This is a genomic window from Alteromonas macleodii, assembly GCF_903772925.1.
Taxonomy (GTDB): Bacteria; Pseudomonadota; Gammaproteobacteria; order Enterobacterales; family Alteromonadaceae; genus Alteromonas; species Alteromonas macleodii_A.
The window spans coordinates 2,851,390-2,876,505 of record NZ_LR812090.1; the positions used below are offsets into that span (position 1 = coordinate 2,851,390).

18 protein-coding genes are annotated in these 25,116 nt (G+C 43.1%); 10 read left to right on the forward strand and 8 right to left on the reverse strand.

What is annotated here, in order from left to right; genetic code table 11:
* The first annotated feature begins 11 nt into the window (after positions 1 to 11).
* Positions 12 to 185, forward strand: a complete 174-nt coding sequence (locus tag PCAR9_RS12370) for a carboxymuconolactone decarboxylase family protein (RefSeq protein WP_269475083.1) — start codon at positions 12 to 14, stop codon at positions 183 to 185.
* A 62-nt stretch (positions 186 to 247) separates the two neighbouring features.
* Here the strand turns inward: PCAR9_RS12370 and PCAR9_RS12375 are convergent, their stop codons facing one another.
* The 4 genes from PCAR9_RS12375 to PCAR9_RS12390 all read right to left on the reverse strand — a co-directional run bounded on the left by PCAR9_RS12375 (position 248) and on the right by PCAR9_RS12390 (position 5,410).
* Positions 248 to 3,001, reverse strand: coding sequence for a M16 family metallopeptidase (locus PCAR9_RS12375; RefSeq protein WP_179983856.1), 2,754 nt, complete (start codon positions 2,999 to 3,001; stop codon positions 248 to 250).
* 206 nt (positions 3,002 to 3,207) lie between these two features.
* Positions 3,208 to 3,501: a YfcL family protein gene (locus PCAR9_RS12380; RefSeq protein WP_179983857.1), complete on the reverse strand. Its 294-nt coding sequence runs from the start codon at positions 3,499 to 3,501 to the stop codon at positions 3,208 to 3,210.
* A gap of 119 nt (positions 3,502 to 3,620) precedes the next feature.
* Positions 3,621 to 4,784: an ATP-NAD kinase family protein gene (locus tag PCAR9_RS12385; protein ID WP_179983858.1), complete on the reverse strand. Its 1,164-nt coding sequence runs from the start codon at positions 4,782 to 4,784 to the stop codon at positions 3,621 to 3,623.
* A complete protein-coding gene (locus tag PCAR9_RS12390; protein ID WP_179983859.1) occupies positions 4,781 to 5,410 on the reverse strand; it encodes an elongation factor P hydroxylase in 630 nt (209 codons plus the stop codon). The genes PCAR9_RS12385 and PCAR9_RS12390 overlap by 4 nt, the downstream gene beginning before the upstream one ends.
* A gap of 154 nt (positions 5,411 to 5,564) precedes the next feature.
* On the opposite strand from PCAR9_RS12390, the gene PCAR9_RS12395 reads away from it, so the two are divergent.
* The 4 genes from PCAR9_RS12395 to PCAR9_RS12410 all read left to right on the forward strand — a co-directional run bounded on the left by PCAR9_RS12395 (position 5,565) and on the right by PCAR9_RS12410 (position 10,375).
* The gene (locus PCAR9_RS12395) at positions 5,565 to 6,275 is read left to right on the forward strand and encodes a DUF8198 family protein (RefSeq protein WP_179983860.1); all 711 of its coding nucleotides are present in this window, start codon (positions 5,565 to 5,567) and stop codon (positions 6,273 to 6,275) included.
* A gap of 106 nt (positions 6,276 to 6,381) precedes the next feature.
* Positions 6,382 to 6,831, forward strand: coding sequence for an acyl-CoA thioesterase (locus PCAR9_RS12400; protein WP_179983861.1), 450 nt, complete (start codon positions 6,382 to 6,384; stop codon positions 6,829 to 6,831).
* Positions 6,828 to 8,060 carry a retropepsin-like aspartic protease family protein gene (locus tag PCAR9_RS12405; protein WP_179983862.1) on the forward strand — a complete coding sequence of 411 codons (1,233 nt, stop codon included), beginning with the start codon at positions 6,828 to 6,830 and terminating at the stop codon, positions 8,058 to 8,060. Before PCAR9_RS12400 ends, PCAR9_RS12405 begins: the two co-directional genes overlap by 4 nt.
* A gap of 86 nt (positions 8,061 to 8,146) precedes the next feature.
* Positions 8,147 to 10,375 (forward strand): ammonia-forming cytochrome c nitrite reductase subunit c552, encoded by a 2,229-nt coding sequence (locus PCAR9_RS12410; protein ID WP_179983863.1) that lies wholly within the window; start codon positions 8,147 to 8,149, stop codon positions 10,373 to 10,375.
* 94 nt (positions 10,376 to 10,469) lie between these two features.
* Here the strand turns inward: PCAR9_RS12410 and PCAR9_RS12415 are convergent, their stop codons facing one another.
* Positions 10,470 to 13,187: a TonB-dependent receptor gene (locus PCAR9_RS12415; protein ID WP_179983864.1), complete on the reverse strand. Its 2,718-nt coding sequence runs from the start codon at positions 13,185 to 13,187 to the stop codon at positions 10,470 to 10,472.
* A 169-nt stretch (positions 13,188 to 13,356) separates the two neighbouring features.
* Here PCAR9_RS12415 and PCAR9_RS12420 point away from each other — a divergent pair, with 169 nt between their 5' ends.
* From PCAR9_RS12420 to PCAR9_RS12430, 3 genes are read left to right on the forward strand one after another with little or no spacing between them, the layout of a single operon-like run.
* The gene (locus PCAR9_RS12420; RefSeq protein WP_179983865.1) at positions 13,357 to 14,268 is read left to right on the forward strand and encodes a glycoside hydrolase family 16 protein; all 912 of its coding nucleotides are present in this window, start codon (positions 13,357 to 13,359) and stop codon (positions 14,266 to 14,268) included.
* An 11-nt stretch (positions 14,269 to 14,279) separates the two neighbouring features.
* Positions 14,280 to 15,989 carry a sodium:solute symporter family protein gene (locus PCAR9_RS12425; protein ID WP_179983866.1) on the forward strand — a complete coding sequence of 570 codons (1,710 nt, stop codon included), beginning with the start codon at positions 14,280 to 14,282 and terminating at the stop codon, positions 15,987 to 15,989.
* Positions 15,986 to 17,494: a sulfatase-like hydrolase/transferase gene (locus tag PCAR9_RS12430; RefSeq protein WP_179983867.1), complete on the forward strand. Its 1,509-nt coding sequence runs from the start codon at positions 15,986 to 15,988 to the stop codon at positions 17,492 to 17,494. Before PCAR9_RS12425 ends, PCAR9_RS12430 begins: the two co-directional genes overlap by 4 nt.
* A gap of 70 nt (positions 17,495 to 17,564) precedes the next feature.
* Here PCAR9_RS12430 and PCAR9_RS12435 read toward each other — a convergent pair whose 3' ends face one another.
* Entirely contained in the window at positions 17,565 to 18,326 is a 762-nt protein-coding gene (locus PCAR9_RS12435) for a helix-turn-helix domain-containing protein (protein ID WP_131136592.1), read from the reverse strand.
* A gap of 165 nt (positions 18,327 to 18,491) precedes the next feature.
* Here PCAR9_RS12435 and PCAR9_RS12440 point away from each other — a divergent pair, with 165 nt between their 5' ends.
* The gene (locus tag PCAR9_RS12440) at positions 18,492 to 20,336 is read left to right on the forward strand and encodes an FAD-dependent oxidoreductase (protein ID WP_179983868.1); all 1,845 of its coding nucleotides are present in this window, start codon (positions 18,492 to 18,494) and stop codon (positions 20,334 to 20,336) included.
* A gap of 165 nt (positions 20,337 to 20,501) precedes the next feature.
* Entirely contained in the window at positions 20,502 to 21,503 is a 1,002-nt protein-coding gene (locus PCAR9_RS12445) for a family 16 glycosylhydrolase (RefSeq protein ID WP_179983869.1), read from the forward strand.
* Between the two features lie 134 nt (positions 21,504 to 21,637).
* On the opposite strand, the gene PCAR9_RS12450 is transcribed toward PCAR9_RS12445, so the two are convergent.
* Positions 21,638 to 23,455 carry a CRTAC1 family protein gene (locus PCAR9_RS12450; RefSeq protein WP_232091191.1) on the reverse strand — a complete coding sequence of 606 codons (1,818 nt, stop codon included), beginning with the start codon at positions 23,453 to 23,455 and terminating at the stop codon, positions 21,638 to 21,640.
* 294 nt (positions 23,456 to 23,749) lie between these two features.
* Entirely contained in the window at positions 23,750 to 25,033 is a 1,284-nt protein-coding gene (locus PCAR9_RS12455; RefSeq protein WP_179983871.1) for a glycoside hydrolase family protein, read from the reverse strand.
* Between the last annotated feature and the right edge of the window lie 83 nt (positions 25,034 to 25,116).

Genomic DNA, 25,116 nt, shown 5'->3' on the forward strand with positions numbered 1-25,116 from the left:
TTGCGATTGGTATTGCAACGCGATGTGATGACTGCATAGGTTTTCATGCTAAAGCTTTAATGCATTTAGGTGCTACCCGTGAAGAAATAGAAGAAGTGTATGGTATGTCGGTTTACATGGGCGGAGGCCCATCATTTATGTACGCTGCCGATGCTTTGCGCGCATTTGACGAATTTAGCGAATAATTCTGAATAAAAAAGGGCCGAGAAATTTCTCGGCCCTTTCGCTTGCTTTGCAGTGTCACTTATTACAGCGAATTCATACTTTGAACACTAACAGGTCCAAGCTCCGCTGCTTCAACATCCGCTTTGATTTTTTCTGCATCACCAATGATTATCCAAGTCAATTTTTCCGGATGCAGCACTTCTTTCGCCGCACTACTTAAATCGTCTAAAGATAAGCCATTGTACTTTTCAACCAAAGACTCTGGATAATTATATTCTCTATTGAATCTCTTACTTGATAAGAGGCTATACATTACCGCATTGGCTGTTTCAAATTGACCAGGCAACGAGCGAACTTCATCCAATCGAGCTCTTTCCAATTCATTTGCCATCGGCGGCTTATCCCCTACATATGCATTGAGCTCTTTTTTGAGTTCATGTAAAGACGGCCCTGTTTTATCGGTTTGCACTGGCGCATAAACCATAAACGGCCGCTGCCCTCTGGCATCTTGAAGGAAGGTATACGCACCATAAGACCAGCTTTTATCTTCACGTAGGTTCATATTCACACGCGCCGTAAAAGCACCACCTAGGGTTTTATTCATAGCATTGATGGCTATATTATTGTCGGCCCCTGTTGGTGGCGCTAAATGCGCAGCTAGTATAAGAGACTGTTGTGCACCGGGACGGTCGATGATAATCGCTTGGCCTTGCTCTGGCATAGACGCTTCGGTAATTTGTTTAACGCCCTTATTGCCTTTGACTTTCCAGCGGCCAAATTCTTTTTCCAGCATTGGCTTGATTGTATCCAATGTGGTGTCACCCACTACAAAAATTGTCGCGTTATCAGGGCGTAGCCAGGTATTTTTGAAATTAACTAAATCGCTTCGCGTAATTTCTTTGACGTCTTGAGCAGCGCCTGTACCGGTAAATGGAATACCGTAGGCATGATCATTACCATAGATAAGTGGCGGTAGCAGAGTCAGCGCAATGCTCACAGGACGCGTTTTTTGCTGTGCAATATTACTTAATATAAGGCCACGTTGACGTTCAATCTCTTCTTCTTTAAACGTGGGCGATTTCAATATATCTCCCAAAAGCGCCAAAGAAGGCTTCATGTTTTCTGTCAACATCGACATGCTAACTGTTGTAGTGTCTAAATTTGAGCCAGCATTTAGATTCGTCCCCAACTGCTCAAGCTCTGCAGCTAGTTCCAAGGCATCGTATTTACCCGCCCCTTCATCAAGCATCTGTGTGGTGAAACTCGCAAGCCCAAGTTTACCGCCCGCATCAGCAGCATAACCTGCATCAAACTGCACCGCCACATTAACTAAAGGCACCGTAGAGCGCTTCGCAAACACTACATTCACACCGTTAGATAAAGTGGTCTGCGTAACCTCAGGGAAGCTTAGCTGTGTCTCTGCATTAATTGGCGGCAAACCTGAACTGCGATCAACGCTTTCAGTGGATGCTGTATGTTCAATAAACGGCACAACCGTGATTTGGTGCCACCCTTCTTTTAACCATTTATTCGCAGCCGCTTTAACGTCTTTGGGCGTCGCTTTTGCTAGCTCGTCTAATTCAGTTTTAAAATAGTTAGGGTCTCCAGCAATAAACTCCCCGCTAGCAAGGGTGTCAGCTTTCCCGCCAAAGCCCCCTACTTCTTCGAGTCCTCGAATGATTGAAGCGCGTTGTTTCGTCGACACAAGCTTAACTTCGTCTTTGCTAGGGCCTTTACGCAAGAATTCGCTAATGACCTTATCAATCTCTTTTTCTACTTTTGCTACGTCAACGCCGTCTTTTACGTCAACCGTAACACCAAAGATGGATGCCATTTGTAGCTCGTAATTAAATACCGACGCATTGGTAGCAATTTGCTGATCGTAAACAAGTTCTTTATAAAGACGTGAGTTTTTGCCATCCCCCATGACACTTGCGGCGATGAACAGATCGGTTGCAGTTGAAGATGTGTTTTCAGGTGAAACCCAAAGGCGATAAATGCGCGACTGTGGCACTTTATCTTGAATCACTTCTCGGGTGTTAGCGCTACGCTTCGGTACCCATGCTTCCCATTTAGACAGCGCTGGACCCGGTTCAATATCAGCGAAGTACTTATTAACCAAAGGTTTGGCTTCTTCTGCGTTGATATCGCCGCTCAGCACCAATATTACGTTATTGGGGCCATAATATTGATTAAACCAACCCTTAACGTCGTCAAGCGACGCTGAGTTGAGGTCTTCCATAGAGCCTATTACCGTATGATGATAGGGATGCCCAATGGGAAATAAGCCCTCAAAAATATGAGTGAATACGCTACCATAAGGCTGGTCTTCGCCTTGGCGCTTTTCATTTTGTACAACGCCACGTTGTTCGTCTAATTTCTCTTGTGTTACTGCACCTAACAGGTGACCCATACGGTCAGACTCCATCCACAAAATGCGGTCTAGCGCAGGTGTTGGGACGGTTTGAAAATAGTTAGTACGGTCAAAATTTGTGGTACCATTGAGGCCTGTAGCCCCGGCTTCTTGAAGCGGCCCGAACCACTCATCATCATAGTTTTCGGTACCGTTGAACATGAGATGTTCAAATAGATGGGCAAACCCAGATTTACCCTCTGGCTCATCTTTTGAGCCCACTTTATACCACACAGCCACAGCAACTACTGGAGCTTTGCGGTCTTCGTGAACAATTACGGTTAACCCGTTATCAGTAGTAAATTTTTCGTAATCAATATTAATATCGTTCTTGGCAAACGCTGAGCTTATCAGCGTACTGCTTACTGCTAGCACACCTACGCTCACTTTCAAACGCTGGGTGAGATGCTTAAGTACAGTCATGTCGTCATCCTTAATCTTGTTATCTGTGCTAAACACGCAAATGTGCCAAGCACCATAAAGCGGCTTTGCCGCCAACACTAAACATAAATCAATTTGACAGTATATAAAGCGCTATGATGCAGAAAACTGTAACGGATTGTAAAAGAGGGAAAAACGACGCGTAGGGGAGATAGCTCTTATGAAAAAGTAGATAAGGAAAGCCGCAATTACATTGCGACTAACCGTGCCCATAGTGCTTTGACTTGTTGAGCATCTTCACTTTCTAATTCGTTGTTAGCGAAAGCTTTATTAAGGCTTTCAAGCATTTTTTCATTAAGCATCGCAACGGTAGCGCCTTCTTCCATCTCTAGTTGGCGTGCCTCTACCGCGAAATGGCCTTGTAAGTAGCTGGCAATAAACAATTCATCATCGCTACCATGATTTACCACGTCATCAAGCGATGCCTCAATATCTGCAATAGCTTTAACGACACTTTCTGGTGCTGCAGCAGGTGGTAACACGTCTTACTCCTTTCTGTTGTTAATTTCAGTTCTTTATCTCTACATTTCAATTCTTATTTCGAGACAAACCTCGTTGTTCTAAAGGCTATGAGTTTGCTTTGGTATATGGCGCAATGCCCTTAAACAGCTTGGCAAAGTACTTTGTCTTTGTAGCCTGTAATAACCGTAAAGGCGCCTGCTAATTCAGTATCGAGCGCAGCATCGCTTGAATCTAAACGAAGCGGTTTGCCGTGTAACGCCTGTAGTTTTTGTTTAGTGGCAACGACAAGCATATTCTGCTTGCCAATCTGACGAATAAACACCGGGCTTAACTGTTGATTTCCGCGCCCCAAGATGTGGCCCTGACCACCGATAACCGTCAAAATGACCTTCGTGGGCTTATCTTGAGTTAGCTCAATCAGTTCACTGGCAGTAACGTCACTTGCAATTAACTCACCTTGCTTCACCACATCAACGCCTAACAAGGTATTGTCTAAGCCAAGAAACTCCATGACAGCGCCTACCGTAGAGCCCGAGCCCATAACAAAGTACGTATCAGGCTCATCGTCCATAATTTCGCTCAAATACGCCGCAATATCATCAAGCACCAACGCCTCGTCTTCTTTGCCGCCCATTTTTACAGCTTGAACGTAAGTGAGTTCAGCGGGTACGCGCATTTCACCATAGTGTTTGGCAATAACTTTCCCGTCGCGAAAGGCGTTTTCGTCAATATCTCGGACTTCAGCGTCCATTTCACTTACAAGCTCGCCAGCAATCATTTGGCTTACTACCTGCCCTGCCGCTGACGGCGATACACAGTAAACGCCAGAGTGAATTTTGCATCCTGCAGGCACGCCTAGTACGGGCACTTGGGTTCCCACTACACTACAAATATTGCGCGCGGTTCCGTCACCACCCGCAAACAGCAGCAAGTCAACATTAGCGTGTACCATGGCTTTAGCCGCGCCTTCTGAGTCTTCACCTTCAGTTTGCGCGGCATCGGCTGTGTAGATAACTTCACAAGGGATACCTAAAGATTCACATACGGTCTCCCCCATGTCGCCTGAGGCTGTAACTACTGTGAACTGACCTGACAACGCTTCTAGAATACTGAGCGCTTTAGCCATTTTTTCGTTAGCTTTTTTCTCTGCTCCCATAGCGAGGGCTTTTTCACGAATCTCAGCACCATCGCTACCTTTAAGCGCAAGCGCTCCGCCAATACCCGCAAAGGGGTTAACTATAACGCCTAGCTTGAATGTAGGCTTGTGATCAGACACTGATTGACTAGTGCTAACTTGACTCATTCAGCAACAACTCCTATCCCGTAACCTGTTTCGCTTCTTTCTACACCTGTTGGCGCATTTCCAGCCGCCTTATCTGTTGCTTTGCTGATGGGTAAAGCAGACAATTTACTTTTGCCAAACTCAGATGACAGCGCTTGTATAAAACGTTCAGCGCGTGGTGGAAAACCATTCGCTTTATAGGCTTCTAGCTGAGCAGCTACGTTTCGGGTAAATCCTTCTCTGTCGGGCTCAGCACCATTTAAATTATCTGTGCTTACCTGAAATTTTCTGCCTGCCGCTTCAGTAAACGCCCATTCAATAGCCTGTGGCTTAATTTCTACTTTTTCAAAATCGGCTTGCTGCGCTGCATCTCGACCGTCTGGGCAATACCAGTAACCGTAGTCTTCTAATAGTCGGCGCTTTTCACCGGCTATACACCAGTGTGCAATTTCATGCAAAGCACTTGAAAAGAATCCATGGGCAAACACGATTTGATGGTAAGGCTTTTCACCGTCTGCTGGGAGGTAAATGGGTTCATCATCACCTAAAACCAAGCGCGTATTAAAATCTTCAAATGTAGAATTAAACAGTGCTATTAACGCAGGTACGTCTGAGTCAGGCTTAGCGTGATGACTTGCAATCTTCATGTCGGCAAATAAGTTCTATACGAGTGAGCTAAATCAATGGCGGTGGAGTATACCAGCAAAACTTTGTCTTCTCACTTGAAAGGCATGCTGGCATAGGTCAATCTAGGTTTACAAGAGCGAACAAGTCACATTAGTTCAACAGGGAGTTTCTCATTTGGCGCAACAGATAATTAAACATATTCATCGGGTAAATGCCCTTCGTGATTTGGCTAATCAGTTGGGTGTAATGCCTATTATTCATCAGCTGCAGCATTGGCAGTGTGAGCGTTTACTGGTCACGCACGACGATTTGGCGCAGCAAACACGCTATCAAAAAGCCATGGCGTTCTTTGTAGATGAATTGTACGGGCCAAAAGATTTCAGCCAGCGCGACGCTGACTTAGTTCGCGTTATTCCTAAGCTCGCAAAAGTATTGCCCGACAAAGCCATGAACGCTATGGACGACGCATTATCGTTAAACGCACTATCGTTCGATTTAGACATGGAAATGGCCCAATATCTACAAAGCCATTTTCCTTCAGAGCCAATTAACCGAGATAACTACGCTCTGGCTTATCGCAATGTGGGCAGGATGGAAGACAGAGCGCATCAAATCGATATAATTTCTCATTTGGGCGATCAACTCTCTGACGTAATAAAGATTCGTGGTATAGGTATGTTGATTTCGCTATCTCGACGTCCAGCCAAATTAGCTGGCTTACTGGCTCTGCATGAGTTTTTAGAGCGTGGTTTTAATGCATTTAAAGCGCTAGGCGATGTGCAAGGCTTTATACAACCCGTGTTGGTAAGAGAAAAAGCAATTATGCAATCATTGTTAAGTGACGATTTAACCTTACCTGAAGATAATCCGTTGCCTGTGGTATAAGTTGCAAAGAAAGAGATCCAAAAGCAGGCCTTCGTGAGCAACGGCGCTACGCCGGCGGTAATGAAGCAGCTAGGGTATAAACAAGATATATGAATAAGGAAGAGGTTTGAGCTTCACCACGCTAAATTGGATGTTAGACAACCCCTATGTTCAGCAATGGCATATTGATGAAACACATATTGATCACTATCAGCATGTGAACAATGTGGCGTATCTGTCGCAGTTAGAAAGCCTAGCGTGGGCTCATTCAAACGCCCTTGGCTTACAGTTTGCCGATTATCAATCGCTCAACCGCGGCATGGTTATTAAGCGTCACGAGCTTAACTACCACCTGCCAACACATCTTGGAGATACGTTAGACTGTGCAACTTGGATAGTGTTTTGCGATCGCAAACTAACTCTGAAGCGCCAATTCCAGTTCATCTGCCCAAAGCGTAACAAACCCGTTTTTGATGCACTAACAACTTTTGTTTGCGTCAGCCTTGATACTGGTACGCCCAAAAGGATGCCTAAGCAATTTGTGGACATATACGGCGAGGCTTGTATATCCAAATGAGAACCTGGCTAGCAGTGCTGCTTCTATGTACGTTGTGTGTTTCGTTAAGCTTTAATATATACCTGTGGGTTAGCTTAAAACAGCACAATGATAAAGCTTATGAAATAGAGGCAAGCTATGAACACCGCCTAGAAGATAATGCAAAGCACAAAAGCGGTCTAAATGTAGGAAGTAAGGCAGTACCTATTTCTGACCCAAGATCTTCTGACTTTCGCACTGACTTTCCCACTGACATCAGCGGGGCAAATACGGCATCAAATGAGATAAAAGGGCAAGGCTTCTCTTCATCTCAATTAGACCAAGACCAGCTGTCAGAGCTAACAGCTTTACTCAATAATGGGCAATATGCACTGCTTGCCACAGAGCTTACAAAGTATCTGAAAAATGATCCGCTTAATGAATCACTACTGCTACTAGAAGCTGAACTAATTGAGTTAACCAAGCCCCTGCCCACAGCGATAGTGCACTACTACGACTTAGCTGAACTGCCTCTTTCAAACAAAACGCTTACGTTTATTGACACAAAAATTGCCACCTTGTATCAACAAGCACAGACGCAGTTAAGTCAAGACGAACAGTGGGAACTGGTTGCCAGATTAAATGAGCCACTTTATCAACGCATTCCCGACGCGAAACACTACACACTTAACCTGGCTGAAGCCTACGCTTATCAGCAAAAGCTTACCTTAATGGAAGATGTGCTCGCCGCCTTGCCATTAAACGACAGAGACGCAAATATCATTCGCAATAAAGCTTATGAAATACGCGATATTGCTAACGCCGACACTACACCGAACAACAGTGAACTAACGCCGACAGGCGCGGAGGACGCACGTTATCAAACACGCGTAGATTTAGAGCGTATCGGCGACCAATATCGCCTTGAAGCAAAGGCGCTTAATCAAAAAGCCACCATGATTCTAGATACGGGTGCCAGCACAACAGCAATATCGTCACGACTATTCGCTCGCTTAGGTCGCATGCGAAACCTCACGTTTATCGGTAATTTCAACATTAGAACCGCGTCAGGAACCATTGAAGCCCCTCTGGTACAGATACCGCGCTTTTATTTCGCAGGCTATGAGTTCAACGATGTTTCAGCCATCGTTCTGCCCGAAAACGCATTACCCGATTCTGATGGATTGTTGGGAATGAACGTCTTAGGGCAGTTTGACTTCGCGATAATGCCCCAGTCTAGTGAATTGATTTTAACCGAACGTCACGAATAACCCCACATAAGATGTTTGCATTATTAGGACGTGCTTGCGTTAACATGATACCCTATACAAACTATTAACATATTAGAGTTTTTGACGTGCCGCGTATTGTTGTATTAGCCCTTACTTTGCTGTTTGTTTTTTCAAGCTACGCGTCTTACGCTAGTGAGTCTTCACAATGCGTAAGTTGTCATGCCGAACAAGTAAAACAGTGGAGAACATCAGACCATGGAAAAGCCATGGATCATGCGACAAACGAAACGGTTTTAGGCAATTTTGATAACGCAACAACTACGCACTTTTCGCAACGTGCAACTTTCTCTAGAAAAAATGGTAAATTTTTGGCTACGCTCACAGAGGCAGGCGAAGCTACACAGTACACTATCTCTTATGTATTTGGTCACTATCCATTACAACAATTTTTAATTGAAACCGAAAAGGGTCGTTTACAGGTTTTCCCATTCGCATGGGATAGCCGTGACGAAAAAGAAGGCGGTCAACGCTGGTACCCTAACTATCAAGATGAAGATATTGGCGTGAATGATAGGCTGCACTGGAAGCAGCCGATGCAAAACTGGAACGGAATGTGTGCTGATTGCCATTCAACCGGCTTAACACGTAATTTCGACGCCGACACATCAACATTTAACAGTCATTTTGATGCTATTAACGTGTCTTGTGCGTCTTGTCACGGAGATATGGCAAACCATTATAAGCAAAATAGCAACACACTTTCTTCTACGCACGCTTCGAAGACTGATACAGCTACCAGTAACGACACGCCCCCCTATTCCCACAATACCTTGTCGACAGGTGAACAAAAGGCTATGGGCCAATGGTTATTAAAAGAAGGGGATAAAATTGCTAGTTGGCAAGAGCTTGAAAATGGCGAATATAGGCCTGCGAAACGGGACAATAGCTTTATGGATACCTGTTTTGGCTGTCACTCTCTTCGTTCTCCACTAACTGATGGCATAAACCCTGAACACCACTATCTGGATCAGTTCACTCCTTCATTGCTTATATCCCCTCTTTACTTTGCTGACGGGCAAATAAAAGAGGAAGTGTATGTGTATGGGTCTTTTCTTCAAAGTCGGATGTATGAGGCTGGGGTTAATTGTATAGACTGTCACAACCCACACACCATGAAGCTGAAAGTAGAAGGTAATGGGCTGTGTTTGCAGTGCCACTCTGCACAAGCATACGAAGGTGAAAAGCACACCAAACATCCTAGTGACAGTGAAGCTAGCCAGTGTGTAAATTGTCACATGCCGACGCGCACCTTTATGGGGGTAGACGCCAGGCGCGATCATAGTTTTAGCATCCCTACTCCACATGTATCAGCGAAAACCGGCGCGCCTAACGCCTGCCTAAACTGCCATGAAAACGACAATGATTGGGTGTCGAAGCAGTTAAATGAGTGGTATGGCAGAGATGCGACATTAAATAGCGATGAGGAAAAATACATTGCTTTTATGCACGGCGAAGCTATGGGTAAAAATGAAATGCTAAGACTTGCCCATGCTAAAACGCTGCCTGTTATAAAGCGTGCGACAGTGGTCACAATGCTATCTAGTCGTATTGAGGCGCTGAGCGATAAAGATCTTAGACCATTTATTAGAAACAAAGAGCCATTACTGCGACTTGCGGCGGCCCAAGCTGGCAGAACTCTACCAGCGGGCGAACGGCTGAAATCATATAAAGGGTTACTTAACGATAAATATAAAAGCGTCCGCGTTGCCGCGGTTAATAATTTAATTGGTTTGGGTATTGATTCTGCTGCGTTTAAACAAGCATTGGACGAACTGAAAGTATCTAACATCATCAATCAGTGGCGTGGTGAAGGGAATCTCAATCAAAGTATGATTGAATACCAGCTAGGAAACATTCAAGAAACAGAAACACTTTTAAAACAGGGTATTAAAGTAGACCCGTTCTTTGAAGCTAATTACATAAATCTTGCCGAACTGTACCGCAGCCAAAATAAAGCGGCGCTTGAAAAACAAACCCTCGAAGAAGCAGTAAAGGCGGTTCCTACTAGCGACATTGTTTACTATTCACTGGGAATGCTCAACATTCGCCAGCAGAATAAACCTGCTGCAGTTAAATTATTTAAAAAAGCCTCTGAACTAGCACCGACCAATACTCAGAACTGGTATATCTACGCCCTTGCTCTGGATAATATAGGTAAAACACAAAATGCGATTACCGTGCTAAAAGAGGGACTTTCGCATGTTCGAGACAGCAGGCTTATTGAACTGGGTATGTCTTTTTCACAGAAGCTCGGAGACCGCGAATCTTTTACTTATTTTCGCTCCCTAGGTTAGTTTTCTTAATCAAAAAATTGAGGGGAACTCCCTCAATTTTTATTTAATACAGCAACTTAATTTAACAAAGGTTTGTAAAGTAAGTCCGACTCTTTTACCATTTCATAGTGAAGGACGCTCTAAGTGTTCTTCCTCTTTCAGTATTAGTTAATAGCGCTATTGGAAACTGTGCATACGTGCGATTGTTCTCTTCTGTTAAGTTGTTCCCCTGCAGCGAAACACTCATGTTATCGTTAATCGTGTATTTGTAAGTTAAAGCCAATTGGTTGAATTCATCGCTATACCAGCCTAAATCCTCGGTACCTATAGACTGCAAGTAAGGATCTCTAAAATTGTAGGCAACCCTAATACTGTGTTTTTCCTTTTCATAATACGCAATTAAATTTCCACTCTTTTTAGATAGCCCTAAATACGGTTGCGGGTTACCGGATAAATCTGTTAAGTCAGTATCACTATTGATTACCGCATAGCTCGCCGTTACCCCAAATCCGTCAAAGGGTGCAGGGAGAAAGTCAAAAGCTTGTTGATAGTAGAATTCAATGCCCTCAATAGTCCCACCTTCTCCGTTGGCATCCTGAGCAATGGTGAAAAAAGGCACTTCCGGGTAGGAAGGAAAGCTTAAATTATTTTGTCTAGGTATAACGAACGACGCAATATCTTTTGTGAAGAGCGTTGTAGTAAAGGCAGAGGATTCGTTGAAATACCACTCAGCGGATACATCAAATTGCGTAGCTTCAAAAGGTTTTAGTTCAGGAGAGCCTCCATTGCCGAAACCCGGTACTAAATTTCCGTTGTCATCTGTATCCGTTCTCACAAATAGTCTAAATGAATTACGCATTGAAGCAGTGCTAGGGTACGCAAGCACTTTAGCCCCGCCTAATCTCAACTTAAAATCATCTGTAACATCTAAATTGAAAATTACTGAGGGTAAGAAAGTTGAATTCGTTACCTCAACAGTCGACCCTGTCACTTCAGTCGATGATACAGCCTGATTCCCTATCGATGTAAGGTCACGCTTTAACCACCTACCACCAAAGTTGCCACTAGCTCTCATACCAGCAAACTCAAAGTCGTAGTTAATTTTCAAATAGGCAGCTAAGTGGTCTTCTTCAATATTCCATGTACTTAATAAATTATTGATGTCAGCGTCAGGGTTTAAACACTTTTGGCGATCTGCTTCAGTAAATACATCAATAACAAATTCGCACCCAACAATATTCCTTCCTTGCCCAATCAAATAACTTCTCGGTAACTCACTTAACGCATTGGGTAGATAATCTGTATTTGAGAATGTTTCAAAAAAACCGTCTAAATTGAATTTTTGCTCATAATCAATAAGATTGTCGGTCGGTTGATTACGAAACGGAACTAACTGTCTATTCCCCGCATCTGTATTGGTTTGGTATCGTTGTAATCTAACACCTGCCTCTAGTTTCGTGAAAATAGGACTATCGAGATATATATCGCTATCTATACTTAAAGCGTAGTGTTCAGTACGTGTACTTTGCTTATTATCGAAGTAGTTATTCCATCGATAGGCACGTTTATCTAATGGGTCAGCATCGAAGTTAAATTCACCACCAAAATCACCTTCTCTTACGTCAAAGTCGATATCAAACGTTTCTAGGGTTTGTACTCGATTAAATACTTGGATTCTATCGGACTCCGAATTACTGTAAGTAAGCTCGGAAGAAATAATAGCCTCGTCAGTAATTTGCCATTCGTTTTGTAATGCAACGGATAAAAGGTCAGTTGAAAGGTCAACGTACTCCGCATTGTTTTGTAAGGGACTTTGTGCCGACCCTGCCACTAGGAAATTGTTTTCATCGACTACAGCATTAGAAAAATCCCCCAGCAATGGCGTTGATAACCAATGCCTATCTCTTACTGAGTCAAATTTTGAATATAGTGCATCGAAAACAAAATAAAGGGTCTCTAATGGTTGCCACTGTACTATTGACGACGCACTCAATCTGTCGCGGTCGTCTATTATTTGTTGAAAACGGGGATCGCTATTTATAAATAACTTTTGTTCTGCGCCTTGCGCATCTAAATCTAAACGATTACCGTCAGAATCCGTTGCCATCCGGTCGGTAGCAAGCGAAGTCCACCCGTTAAACGTACCGACACCATCTTGTGATACTTCCCTTTTGTCTAAATTCGCGCTTAAAAGTATCCCCACTTGATCGTCAGAAAACGTATTTGAATAGGAGCCGAACAACTGGTTCCCTAAACTATTATTCTGATCATTATAATTTACAGCATAGGAAAATGCTTTTTGTTCGCCAGGGTTATCGAATGCGGTTTGGCTTTTGATGTTAATCACGCCGCCCATAGCACCATCAATCATATCGGCTGATGATAGTTTCGTTACAGTTAAGGATTTTGTTAACGCAGAAGGTACCATGGCCATAATGGAATAGGTCGATGTGTTCAACGTATCCATTCCCGTTCCTCCGCGCCCGTTTACATCTACAATTGTCCTTCCATTGTACAAAATAACATTGTCACGTAACCCCCTTATAGATACGGAAGAGCCTTCACCAATACCTTGGTCGACTTGAACGCCCGCCACCCTTCCGAGGGATTCTGCGACCGTCACGTCTGGCAACTTTCCTATATCATCGGCAATAATGGAGTCTTCAATTTGGTCTGAGTAGCGCTTATTTGCAGTCGCTGCAATCAATGACGTTCTTACCCCTTTAACCTCTATCACTTCCACAGACTTATCGATTTCCTGTGCAGTTCCGATGTTGGTACACAAAATCGTACCTACCGCCGAAGCTACCATTGAAAGTTTTTTTATCTTCATTTTTAACAATCCTCACTTAGTCGTAAAATCACTATAATAGCAATTACCATGAAAGCACAAGTGATTTTGTTATCAATATGTAATAAATATAAAAATAATATGTTTGATGTTTTAAACTAAGTAGATTATTATCGTAATATCTATTATAGCAATTAGAGGGGGGGTAAGTATGAATGTTTGCAGAAAAATGTCTGTGTTAACGGTAGTCGCATTGGGGTTAGGTGCGTGTTCTGATCTGGCAGAGACAAAGGTGCAGCCGCTATTAGAAGCGAATAACGATAATTATACGCTGGTCTGGAACGATGAGTTCGATGGAAATGCGATTGATGAAACTCGTTGGCAGTATCGACTAGATTGTAAGCACTGGAGCAAACAACTGCAATCTAATAACGTCGTAGCTGATGGTTACTACACTATCTTATTAAAAAAAGAACGTGTGGAATGCCCCAATAATACCTGGTTGCAGCCGGGCCAAAAAGAAGGTGATGAGCCCGCTCGTGCTGTGCATTACACGGGTGGAGGGATTATCTCTAAATCACTATTTCGCTATGGTTTTTACGAAGCGCGCTTAAAAACACCGGTGGGTGCTGGTTGGCATAGCTCTTTTTGGATGATGAAATACCTAGAAAAAACCGAAAACAGCGACAGTCTTAAATTTAATCCGCTGGATGATCCAAGTTTACACAGTCACATCGAACTTGATCCCTTTGAAAATGACTCCATCGATCCTACCCATTTTCAAACCGATGCCCACCAATGGAAACCTGAACCAGGGACCGAAGATAAGGGCCGCAAACAAAATAAAGTTGGCACTAAGCAAATTCGATTTAATGACGGCACTACACTAACGGAATTCCATGTTTATGGCATGGAGTTTACCGAGACCCACGTGCGCTATTATTTCGACGGAAAACTGGTGAGCGAAACAGAGTTTCCAGCCCCCCGTTACAAACACAACGACGTGAATATTTGGCTCACTGGGCTAGGAACCTTCCTTGGAAATACTCAAGCAATAGATGACAGTAAATTGCCTGAGCAAATAACCGTAGATTATGTGCGCTTTTTCAAAAAGAACAATTAAGTGAGATAATTTTGACTTCATTTGACGTTTCAATTGCTATCACCTTCGCATTGCTTGTTGTTCTGCTAGGACTCTCTTTTGGCAAAAAAGAAGGCTCGGTATCCTCTTTCTTCGCTGCTGGAGGTGCAGTTCCCTGGTGGATTTCCGGACTTTCCTTGTTTATGAGCTTTTTCTCTGTAGGAACCTTCGTTGTATGGGGCTCTATTGCGTACAAGACGGGGCTTGTTTCTGTTACAATACAAACAACAATGAGTCTAGCTGGACTTGCAGTTGGGTATTTCATCGCGCCGAAATGGAATCGAACTAACGTTTTAACAGCCGCAGAATTTATCTCAACAAAGCTTGGACATGCATCTCAGAAGTTCTATACGTATCTCTTTTTCATAATCTCTATCTTTAGTGGTGGCGCGTTTTTATACCCTGTAGGAAAAATGATAGAAGTCACAACGGGCATACCGCTTGTCTCGGCTATTCTTTTTCTCGGCGTACTCATTATTGCCTATACCGCCGTAGGTGGTTTATGGGCAGTTTTGGTTACCGACGTTTTGCAATTTATCGTTCTAATGGCCGCGGTTAGCATAATCGTCCCCTTGGCATTTGAGGAAATTGGTGGTGTGGGTATGTTTATAGCTAACGCACCCAGCGATTTTTTTCAGGTAACAAACGCTGAGTATGATTGGCTATTTATGGCCGCGTTTGGCTTCTATAACATGGTTTTTATTGGTGGAAGTTGGGCATACGTACAGCGCTACACGAGTGTTAAATCAGAAAAAGATGCAAAAAAAGTTGGCTATCTATTTGGAGTTTTATACCTAATTGCGCCGATCATATGGATGTTGCCACCTATGGTTTACCGCATTATTAGTCCTGATACAGCCTCCACTGACGCCGAAGGAGCTTACCTACAAATCAGTAAATTAGTGGTGCCAAATGGATTAATGGGGTTAATTCTTGGCGCGATGGTATTCGCGACAGCCAGTTCCGTTAACACCACATTGAATATTGCCGCAGGCGTATTCACTAACGATATTTACCCACAAATAAAACGAAAACGTAGTGCGTTTGAAACTATGTGGGTTGCTAGAACGTCAACGGTATTTTTTGGCGTATTATCGATAGTTATCGCGCTTTGCGTATCAAGCATGGGGGGTATTGTAGAGGTCGCTTTTAGTTTAGCCGCTATTACTGGGGTTGCCTTATTTCTACCTCCTGTATGGACGCTATTTTCGGACAATCAAACACAGTTGAGTGTTATTTCTACTAGTGTTATCAGTCTTTCAATCAATGTCGCTTTTAAATTTTTTATCCCAGAGCTATTGGGGATATCGCTTGACCGCTCAAGTGAAATGTTTGTGGGTGTGATTGTGCCAATATTCCTTTTGGCAATTTGGGAACTTTACTACCGCTTTCTTTCCAATACACATAATGCGCCCGGCAATAAACAACCGGTTCAAAGGGCGGGCTTCTCTCCCTCTAACGTAAAAACGCCAGAAGCCACTCATTCAAACGACTTACCCCCTTCGACTAACGATGCCAACGAACAAGGAAAGAAAATTATCGCAATTGGCATTGGTGGTATAGGGCTCATTATTTTCGGCTTGGGCCTTCAAGCTGACAAAGGGCAAAACACTATCCTACTGGTGGGCACTTTTGTATTAGCTTTATGTATTACCGTATACCCCAAAACATTATTTAATCAACGTAAGGACACTCACGTATGAAGTACTTATTGTTATCTCTTATCTTAATTTTTAGCCCATTCGCATTCGCTACCCCCGAGAAAAAACCGAATGTACTTGTGCTCTTTTTTGACGATATGCGATTTGATACATTTTCTTATCGAGATGGGCCAGTACCAACCCCAAATATCGATATGCTTGCAGAGCAAAGTGTACAGTTTAACTCAGCTATGACGACAACCGGCCTTTGTTCACCTTCAAGGGCTGCCTTATTTACCGGCAGATGGGGGCACAAAACGGGCCTCGACGACAATGTTGAGCTGTTTCACTCTCGTCAATACCAACTTTCGCCTTCTGAAGGGGGACTAATAAAACGGGCGGTAGATAGCGACTATTTTGTAGGATATGTTGGTAAATGGCATATAGGCCCCCAAGGGCCAAAGATACGTGGCGCTCAATTTATTCGGGAGCACGCAGATACGCGCACCAGAAAGCCTCGCCATTATGTACCTTACGCCGATGTAGAAAGTATTAAAGGCTATTATCAAGGGCAGCGAGATGAAAACGGTGAGAAACACGTTTACTACCAAACTATACCGGGTACTTATAAAGATACAGAAGCGTACCATAAAGTTGAGTATGGAAAAGAGATGTTGGTTGCGGCCGCTCAACAAGACAAGCCCTTTTTCGGCGTGGTGAGTTTTAATCAACCTCACCCACCCTATCGTGTTCCCGAACCGTACTCCAGTATGTTTGATCCCAAGGACATTTCTTTGCCCGACAATTTTGTGCAAGAAAGAAATTTTAAACCAATGGCGCAGGACAAGGTATTGTGGCCTTGGCATGATGTGGGGCATATGACAGAAAGCGATTGGCGTCGTTCTCAGGCACACTACTACGGCGCCATAGCAATGGTTGACGACATGGTTGGGGAGCTATTGCAAACAGCGAAAGACCTCGGTTTATATGATGATTTACATATTGTTCTTTTAGGCGATCAAGGGAGCATGATAGGTGAACACAATCTTTTTGATAAAGGTCCATATGCCTATGACGAACTCATGCGCATTCCCCTACTCTATCGGAATCCAGATACCACGCCCAAAGTAATTACCCGGCAAGTATCGATGATAGATTTGGCGCCCACATTAGGTGAGCTAATGCACCTTCCCAGTGATGGGGACGTAGATGGGCGCTCATTAGTACCGCTTATGATAAACGGGGACAAGGCTGAAGCAGGCCAAGAGGATACCGCACTTTATATGTACGAATGGTACAACGGAGCTTGGTTTGGACTAAGAGCGCTGCGCACGCCCGACTTAAAATTCGTTTGGTACCCGGGAGATAACAGAGATGAACTCTATGATTTGAAAAAAGACCCTGGTGAACTTACAAACTTGATTAAAAACGCTGACTATAAGCAAAAGCTAGCCCATATTACCTCACTTTTAGAGCGTGAACTGGCGCGGGTAGATGATCCTAGGTTGGACGTATATCAACATCACCTGAAAAGTATTCTTTTACAAGAGAAAGAAGCGAGCTGGTAGCAATATCATTAAGGTACGATTGTTGGCCTACGCTTTAAAGCAGCGGCCAACAATTATTCCCCATATATCTTTACGGTACCGGCATTTTGCCCAATTCACTTTCTATTTTAGTTCGAGCATCTTTAAGCACACATACAAGATCATCTACATCTACAGGTTTTATTTTACCCTGGAGTGCAATGGCTGAGTTGGCTGGGGAGCCTATGGTCATTGCTAAAGAGTAATAAGCTTTGTCATTTTCCGCTTGAAGTTCATGACTTTGAAAAAGTGCGTAGCCACGCTGTTTAATTTCTTCCAGTTCACTAAGCAGGCTCTCTAGGCCATCTGGAAACCCTTCGATAACCTTGTTTTGATATGCATCTATAACAGCTTCTCTCGGAGAATTAGCTAACATCACCATACCGATACCGCTTGTGGTGGCGCTACGCACGCCAATTCTACCTATCCCTTCGGTAGCGCGCATACCTGGCTTTGCGTGATAAATAAATGAAACCGTATCAAACCATAACACACCCATTGCAACGGTTAAGTCAAATTTGCCAAGTTGCTCCAACGTAGGCATTGCGCTTCGAAGCAATCCTGAGGCATATAAGCTCTGAGCTGAAAGTACGTGTATACCTGGTCCTGGAATGTACTTTCGTCCCTTTGTTTGCTGTGTCATTCCAATTGAAGCAAGGGTTTTCAAAAGTCTGTTAACCCTAGTGCTATCCATGTTTAGCTTTTCTGATAAATCCTTCCCCCCTACGGGCATGTCAGAACCAGCAAGAGCTTGCAACACTGAAATCCCGTCCAAGATGCTCTGATTTATTTGTGCGCCTGGTTTAGTTTTCATTTGTTTTCTATCTTTCAACGATCAAAGTGAATTACAGGGATCATACCACAAAAGTTACAAACGCAATTTAACCGAAATCAACTAAAACAAGCTGACCAAAATTGCTATTATAGAAATTTAGTGGTAGTTTTGTTCTATATTAAACCGCTATAACAAAGGTAAAGAATGAAGAGTTTTATTGATTTGGCTGACCGCTCTAACGACAACTGGACACAAATGGGAAACTTTGAAAGGAAGACACCCATACGAGATAAAACAGTAACGCTTGATGTAGCAGTCGTAGGTGGTGGTATGGCGGGAATCTGTGCTGCTGTTGCTGCGGCTAGAAATGGCGCGAAAGTACTCCTAATCCAAGATAGAGCGGTATTAGGAGGAAATGCCTCAAGTGAAATTAGAGTAATTGTGCATGGTGTAACAAAGTTAAAAAGTGGGCTTCCAGAACGAGAAACGGGAATTTTAGAGGAAATTCTCTTGCTTAACCGTTTTTGCAATGAGCAACACTCATTTACTGTATGGGATCATGTCTTATACGACTTCGTTACCCGCGAACCCAATATAACCTTGATGCTTAACACCCATGCTGTGCGCTCAGTAGTGGAAAGTGAAAAAATAGTTCAAGTGTTATGCTGGCAGTTGAGCACAGAAACCCTAATCAGTGTGGAAGCTAATACTTTTATCGATTGCTCTGGCGATGGCTTGATGGCAGCAACAGCCGGTGCAGAATACCGCACGGGTCGTGAGGGTAAACAAGAATTTAATGAGCAATACGCGCCTGACGAACCTGATGGTTGGCAAATGGGGGCCACTATTTTGTTGTCATCAAAAGACATGGGAAAACCTATGCCTTATCAAGCGCCCCCGTTTGCGATTAAGTATGACGCTGAAAAAACACATCCAGATAGACGCATCATTCCTTTTGTTGAAGGGTTTTGGTGGGTAGAGGTAGGAAGTAACGATGACATTATAGGTACGGCAGAAACAGATATGCATCGGCTACTCGCGTTTGCGTACGGCGTGTGGGAGCATGTTAAGTGTTCGGGGCTTTATCCGGAAGCTGATAACTTTGCGCTTGATTGGGTAGGCTCCCTTCCAGGTCGGCGGGAGTCACGACGGTTTATGGGAGACTATATATTATGCGAACCCGATCAACTGAGTCTTAAGCAGTTTGATGACGCAGTGGCCTTCGGAGGCTGGCCTCTTGATGAACACAACCCTGGGGGCATTGAGAATCTTGCGGAGCCACCGAGTTTTTGGCACGAGCACTTTGAAGAAGTGTACCAAATCCCCCTTCGTTCTCTATATTCCAAAAATATTAAGAATTTAATGTTTGCTGGTCGCAATATTAGTCAAACCCACGTTGCGTTATCTTCATCTCGCGTAATGGGGACATGTGCTGTACAAGGTCAAGCTGTGGGTACTGCTGCTGCATTATGCTTAAAGCATAGCGCACTACCAAGAGACATTGCGACTGACCATATAGATGAATTACAAGAGCAACTGTTACGGGATGATGCATACATTCCTCAACGCTATGCAAACGACCCTAACGACCTATCGCGAACAGCAGACAGAATTATTGCCAGTAGCACCCTTTCAGGCGAAGTGAAAAACCTAATAGATGGTATGGCAAGAGATGAGCGGGGTGAAGTTCATCATTGGTGTAGCAAAGGTTTAGGCGCTACCGTTTCTTTTGAGTGGGATACACCTATAGCAGCTTCTCAAATAGAGGTGAAATGCGACACCAATGTCAAGAAAAACATAATGATGCTAAAAAACCCCCGTGAAAATGAAGCCTATACCACAAAGATCCCTGTCGAGTTGTTAAAGCGTCTTACCCTTGAATTAAATATAAACGGCGTTTGGAAAACGATTTGCGAGAAAGATGATAATCAACGTCGGCTGATAAAGTTTAATTTCGAGAAGCAAAAGATAGATGGCTTCCGTCTAACTTTGAAAGAAACCTATGGCGCTAAGAACGTTAAGTTATTTGAGGTCAGATGCTACCAATAACGCGAAATTAAGCAATTTGTGCTTTAACAATCATGTTAAAGCACGCCGATTTTAGATCCCTTCTCTACTTCTTTACATTTTCACTACAACTTTTCATCGTTCCATATTAAAATCCTTAATACATATGATGTTTTTTATAATAATACTATTGAGAGAAAAACTAGCATGCCAAATATTCAAATCAAAAAAGTCTACTCTTTTGCTTTATCGTTAAGTTTCTTTTTTAGCGTTCAATCAAGTGCCGCCCCTGTTTTCCCTCTTTCCGACCCTATGAATAAAGGAGGTTGGGTACTAAATAAAGAAGTAAGCGATGAATTTGATGCAGATAAAGTGGACGAAGATAGATGGTTTATTGTTGGCAAATTCAAAGACGGTAAACCGCAATATGTTCATCCTGACGACCCAGATAAATGGGTGTGGAAAGGTCGCGCTCCTTCACAGTTTTCAGGCCGCAACTATCGCTTAGAAGATGGAAAGCTGATGCTTGAAGCGCGCTGGGAGCCTGATTTCCCATTCACTGACGAGATTAGAAAGCCGACATTTGGTGAACCCATGAAGCACGAAAATATCACTACGCCGTGTTTTATAGGTCGCCGTTCTTTTACCTATGGCTATATTGAAATAAAGAGTAAGTCTGCCGATGCGGAAGTCACCAGTGCGTTTTGGTCTATGGGACCTAAAATGGAGTTCGACTTTTTCGAGTCGTTTGGCGACAGCCGAGAAGATCCTAACAAAGACCATTTAGACAGTGAACTATGGTGGTCTATTCGCGACTGGGAAAAACCTGTCGGCGGCAAACCCAGCTACACAGAAAGAAAGCAGCTGGGCTTTAGAATGGCTGATGACTTTCATGTTTACGGTATTGAATGGAGCGAGGACGGCATAAACTATTACATTGACGGAGAGCTATTTTCATCTATGACGCCAGAACAAGCGACTGCGTGGGCTAAGCAAAACCGTGAAGGACTTCCTGATGACTACAACGGATACGTGGCCACTCGCCCTATTAATTTATGGCTCGATATGGAAACCTTCCCATGGCATGGCTACCCTAATAGTCTAGAGGATTTAGAAAAAAACAGCCCCGAAGACAAAAAACTCGATGGTGTGGTAGATTTTGAAGTGGAATACATTCGCGTATGGCAAAAGCCTGAAAATATCCAATAGAAATTAAAATTCGGCAGCTGCTTTAATCATTCTTTCTTCAAAGCAGCTCCTAATACTCACTTTACCTACTATGAGTTACCCTTAACTTTGTCTTTTGTCACTGTTTAAGCTATTGAGCACGTGTCCGCCATTCTCTAAAGCTTAATATTTGTTCCGGTTACGATGTTCCCTACTGACTTTTTCTCACCGTTAGCCCAGATAACATGTACATTCTCAACAACATCACATTCACCAATTCCAAAATGCATTTTGCTATTTAGCATATGGTGGAAGCCATCCCCAGTGGCACCTACATGTTGAGTTTGCTGCCTACCGCAAGCCGTAATAGTTACTCTTGCACCTGTGGGCTGGGCTTGTTGGTCGGCAGACGCTCCTACTTCTACCTTGATAAAGTTACCCAAAACATTTTTTGGTAACTGATTTTGAGCTAAGTACCAGCGACCTCTTTCATTGCCATAAACCAAGTCCATACGGCCGTCTTGGTCATAATCGAATGCGGTGACTCCGACACCCGTGGCTCCTATTTCATCAGAGGTTAGTCCAACGTGAGGAAGCTTTTTAAATCCCGTCCCAGCTTCGTTCATCAATACGTAATGCTCCACAGGCAAGGCCATATTTCCATAAGGGGTAATCGCTAAATCCATAAAACCGTCATTGTTGAAATCGGCTGCGGCAACACTGGTGGTTTGTTCTTGGATATCAACACCTACACTATCTGTAGCATCCACAAATTTACCGCCTCGATTTTCGAGCAAAAGTGCTGGCATAGGCTTTCGCTTCAATTCACCAGGGTGGTTAATAACATTTTTTATTACCGCCGATAAACGAGATTTAACTGCGCCGCCAACACGCCATTTTCCGTTACCTATATAGCCAATATGCATGCCCTTAAGTATTTCACCTTCTGGCCACCCCATCGCCTCGTTTGGTGTAATCTCAAGGCGACCATCCATATAGTGCGCAGTGCGCTCAGCTTCAACAACCTTCCGTTCGCTGCCTAACTGAATGTCATAGGTTGCATAGGTTTCTTGGATATTTTCCAAGATAAGGTTTTCGCCTTCAACGGTGATGTCGTCATACATAAAGTTGTTTCTGAACACAAAGAAAGCAAAGTTTTTATTTTTAGGATCGTAGTAGGCTTCTTGTTGAAATTGGTAAGGACTACGTGCGAGAAATAAGTCAAAGTCCCCGTCGTTGTCATAGTCTATTTCTGCAATGTTGATTACATTGTGGGTATTAGCCAAATCACCTAAAGCTTCCTTTGTTTTATCTACATAGCTCCCGTCCCCTTGCCCTACCGATAGTGTCATGTCTTTACCTCCGAAGGTAATTACATCGGAAATATGGTCGTTATTTACATCTGTAACAAGCGCTTTTACTGAAAGCGCATCATGAGGGATAGATAAGGTTAATGGGTGTGAAAAGCTTGTCCCTGAATTCAGATACAGTTGATTTGTGGTTAATGACTTCACCCGTTTAGGCGCAAAACCCGTTGTGAATAAGTCCAACTTATTATCGCTGTTGGCTTCTAAGAACTTAATGGCCCGCCCTCTACTAGCGCTAAAGTGCGAGAACGTACCACCTTTAGTAATATTTCGCTGCGTATCCACACTAAAATATACAGGCCGTCTAGGATTACCCCCATCGCCACCACCGGGTGATACAACAATATCCATATTGCCGTCGCCATCGTAATCAGACACACCTAATCCATGTGTGTCGCCTGTGACTATTACAACAGGTTCGGAAAATTTGCCTTCATTATTCCAGTAAATAAGTGCATTCGTGCCGTGCTGAGTTGTTATTACGTCATCCCATCCGTCTTGGTCGACATCTGCAGTAACCGCGGCGCCCCACTTTCTTTGAAGAGACCGACTAAAAGGAATGACCCCACTCGTCCTCTTGAACATGTTGGTTGAAGACGCTTCTTTTTCACTAGCGGATGCTACCATCTCAGTCGTGCACCCACTAATAGTCGAGATTGATAAAAACAAAGCACAACAAGCGAAAGGCAATTTTTTTACTGGTTTCATGTAAACACTCATTAAGTTGTTACGTTGAAATGTCGAATATTGAGCGAGGCTAAACCTCTCATTTCCGATTACTTAAATAACAAATTTTAAACATATCATTTAAATAAAGATATCATGTTTAAGGTTTATAATAAAACACGATTTAAACGAAAACCGTTTAGAGTTTGTGTAGGGCCCTTAAACACCCTTTAAACTAATCAATGCTACCTACTTTTAAGTGTTAGAATTATTCTGAAAAGGGATACTCTTACACAAATCCTTTGAAGTTTTATCACCCATTACTAGCTGCTGTTCTGGATAAAAACCATCAGAGCGCAAAATTTCATCGGAACCCATGAATGATTGATAATCGGTATCTAGCAGCACAACACCAATTGAAGGTCCAACGAAACTTTTGCCTGTGGCTTTTGAAATAGCCTTCCTGTCGATGTTAGCCACCAAAACGCAAGGTATATACCTGTAGTGTTTCGGCTTTATTTGTGCGTAATATTCACCAAATTGCGCACTTACATTACGTATAGTTGACTTGGCGCTAAACGAACCTGCGTATAACCCTAAGGACTTTTCTTCTTTTGTCGTAAACCCATTAGACGTTCTTACTGCCCAGCCACACCCCTTCGCTTTTATATTGTCGACATTAAATTGCCCATTTTTCACGAAATGTGGAGATACCATAAAAGCGGCGTTTCCTTTTTCACACTTAATATTATTGGCTCTAATGTTATTTAATGGAGTAAACTTCGTAAGGTCTCTTAAGTTTTTAGTGTGCGACTCTAACCTAAGAGTCGCGCCTCCTAATCCATATAAATTTTGAAAAAGTATACTTTCACCTAACTGTGCTTGTACTAAGCCATAACCATAATCAGCACCTAACACACGGGCATTTCTAATCTCTCCGTTTTTGGGTCCTAGTATTCTTTGTCCAACATACTCTCCGTTTAAAACAAAAGCTGAAAATTTAGAATAGTCGTCTAAAATTTCCACATTACTAATCAAGAAGTTTTGTACATTCTTAATGAAAAAGACACGGTTCTTTTTATTAATCGCTGTCGAAATATCAACAATGAAATCGCCTCCCAACCCCCTAATACTTACGCTTTTCAACGGTTCCGCGTACTTAGAAGTAAGTTCAAATATGGCGTATGCTTTTTTGAGAAATCGATTATTTGGGGTCGGATCAAGATAAGGGAAAATAACAGTGCCAGCTTCAATCTCGATATGAACATTAGATTTTAGAACAACGTTTAATAGGGAATATTTGCCTTTTTCTACGACAAGCTTCCCGCCACCTTGTTTCCATATATCATCTATTGCGCGCTGAAACAGCCTTGTATCATCGGTCTTTGGATCATTATCAGCTGAATAATCATTAACAAAGTATTTCGTTACCCCAAAGTGGGTTGGCGCTTTGTAAAAAAGCTTTTCCGGACTAGCAGTAGTAGGCAAACAGATAAAAATGAACAATACTATTGTCACATAATTAGATAATCGCAGCATCACGTAGCTCTTTTTCGATTTATTTACGTTTTTATCAAAAGTCTAAAACCTAAAAGGCGAGCAGATTCAACCATCAAGCTCGC

Bases quoted from the DNA above. Each gene is read 5' to 3' on its own strand.
- PCAR9_RS12375 (WP_179983856.1), bottom strand. From the start codon at position 3,001: ATGACTGTACTTAAGCATCTCACCCAGCGTTTGAAAGTGAGCGTAGGT.
- PCAR9_RS12385 (WP_179983858.1), bottom strand. From the start codon at position 4,784: ATGAGTCAAGTTAGCACTAGTCAATCAGTGTCTGATCACAAGCCTACA.
- PCAR9_RS12390 (WP_179983859.1), bottom strand. From the start codon at position 5,410: ATGAAGATTGCAAGTCATCACGCTAAGCCTGACTCAGACGTACCTGCG.
- PCAR9_RS12405 (WP_179983862.1), top strand. From the start codon at position 6,828: ATGAGAACCTGGCTAGCAGTGCTGCTTCTATGTACGTTGTGTGTTTCG.
- PCAR9_RS12415 (WP_179983864.1), bottom strand. From the start codon at position 13,187: ATGAAGATAAAAAAACTTTCAATGGTAGCTTCGGCGGTAGGTACGATT.
- PCAR9_RS12420 (WP_179983865.1), top strand. From the start codon at position 13,357: ATGAATGTTTGCAGAAAAATGTCTGTGTTAACGGTAGTCGCATTGGGG.
- PCAR9_RS12430 (WP_179983867.1), top strand. From the start codon at position 15,986: ATGAAGTACTTATTGTTATCTCTTATCTTAATTTTTAGCCCATTCGCA.
- PCAR9_RS12435 (WP_131136592.1), bottom strand. From the start codon at position 18,326: ATGAAAACTAAACCAGGCGCACAAATAAATCAGAGCATCTTGGACGGG.
- PCAR9_RS12440 (WP_179983868.1), top strand. From the start codon at position 18,492: ATGAAGAGTTTTATTGATTTGGCTGACCGCTCTAACGACAACTGGACA.
- PCAR9_RS12445 (WP_179983869.1), top strand. From the start codon at position 20,502: ATGCCAAATATTCAAATCAAAAAAGTCTACTCTTTTGCTTTATCGTTA.
- PCAR9_RS12450 (WP_232091191.1), bottom strand. From the start codon at position 23,455: ATGGTAGCATCCGCTAGTGAAAAAGAAGCGTCTTCAACCAACATGTTC.
- PCAR9_RS12455 (WP_179983871.1), bottom strand. From the start codon at position 25,033: ATGCTGCGATTATCTAATTATGTGACAATAGTATTGTTCATTTTTATC.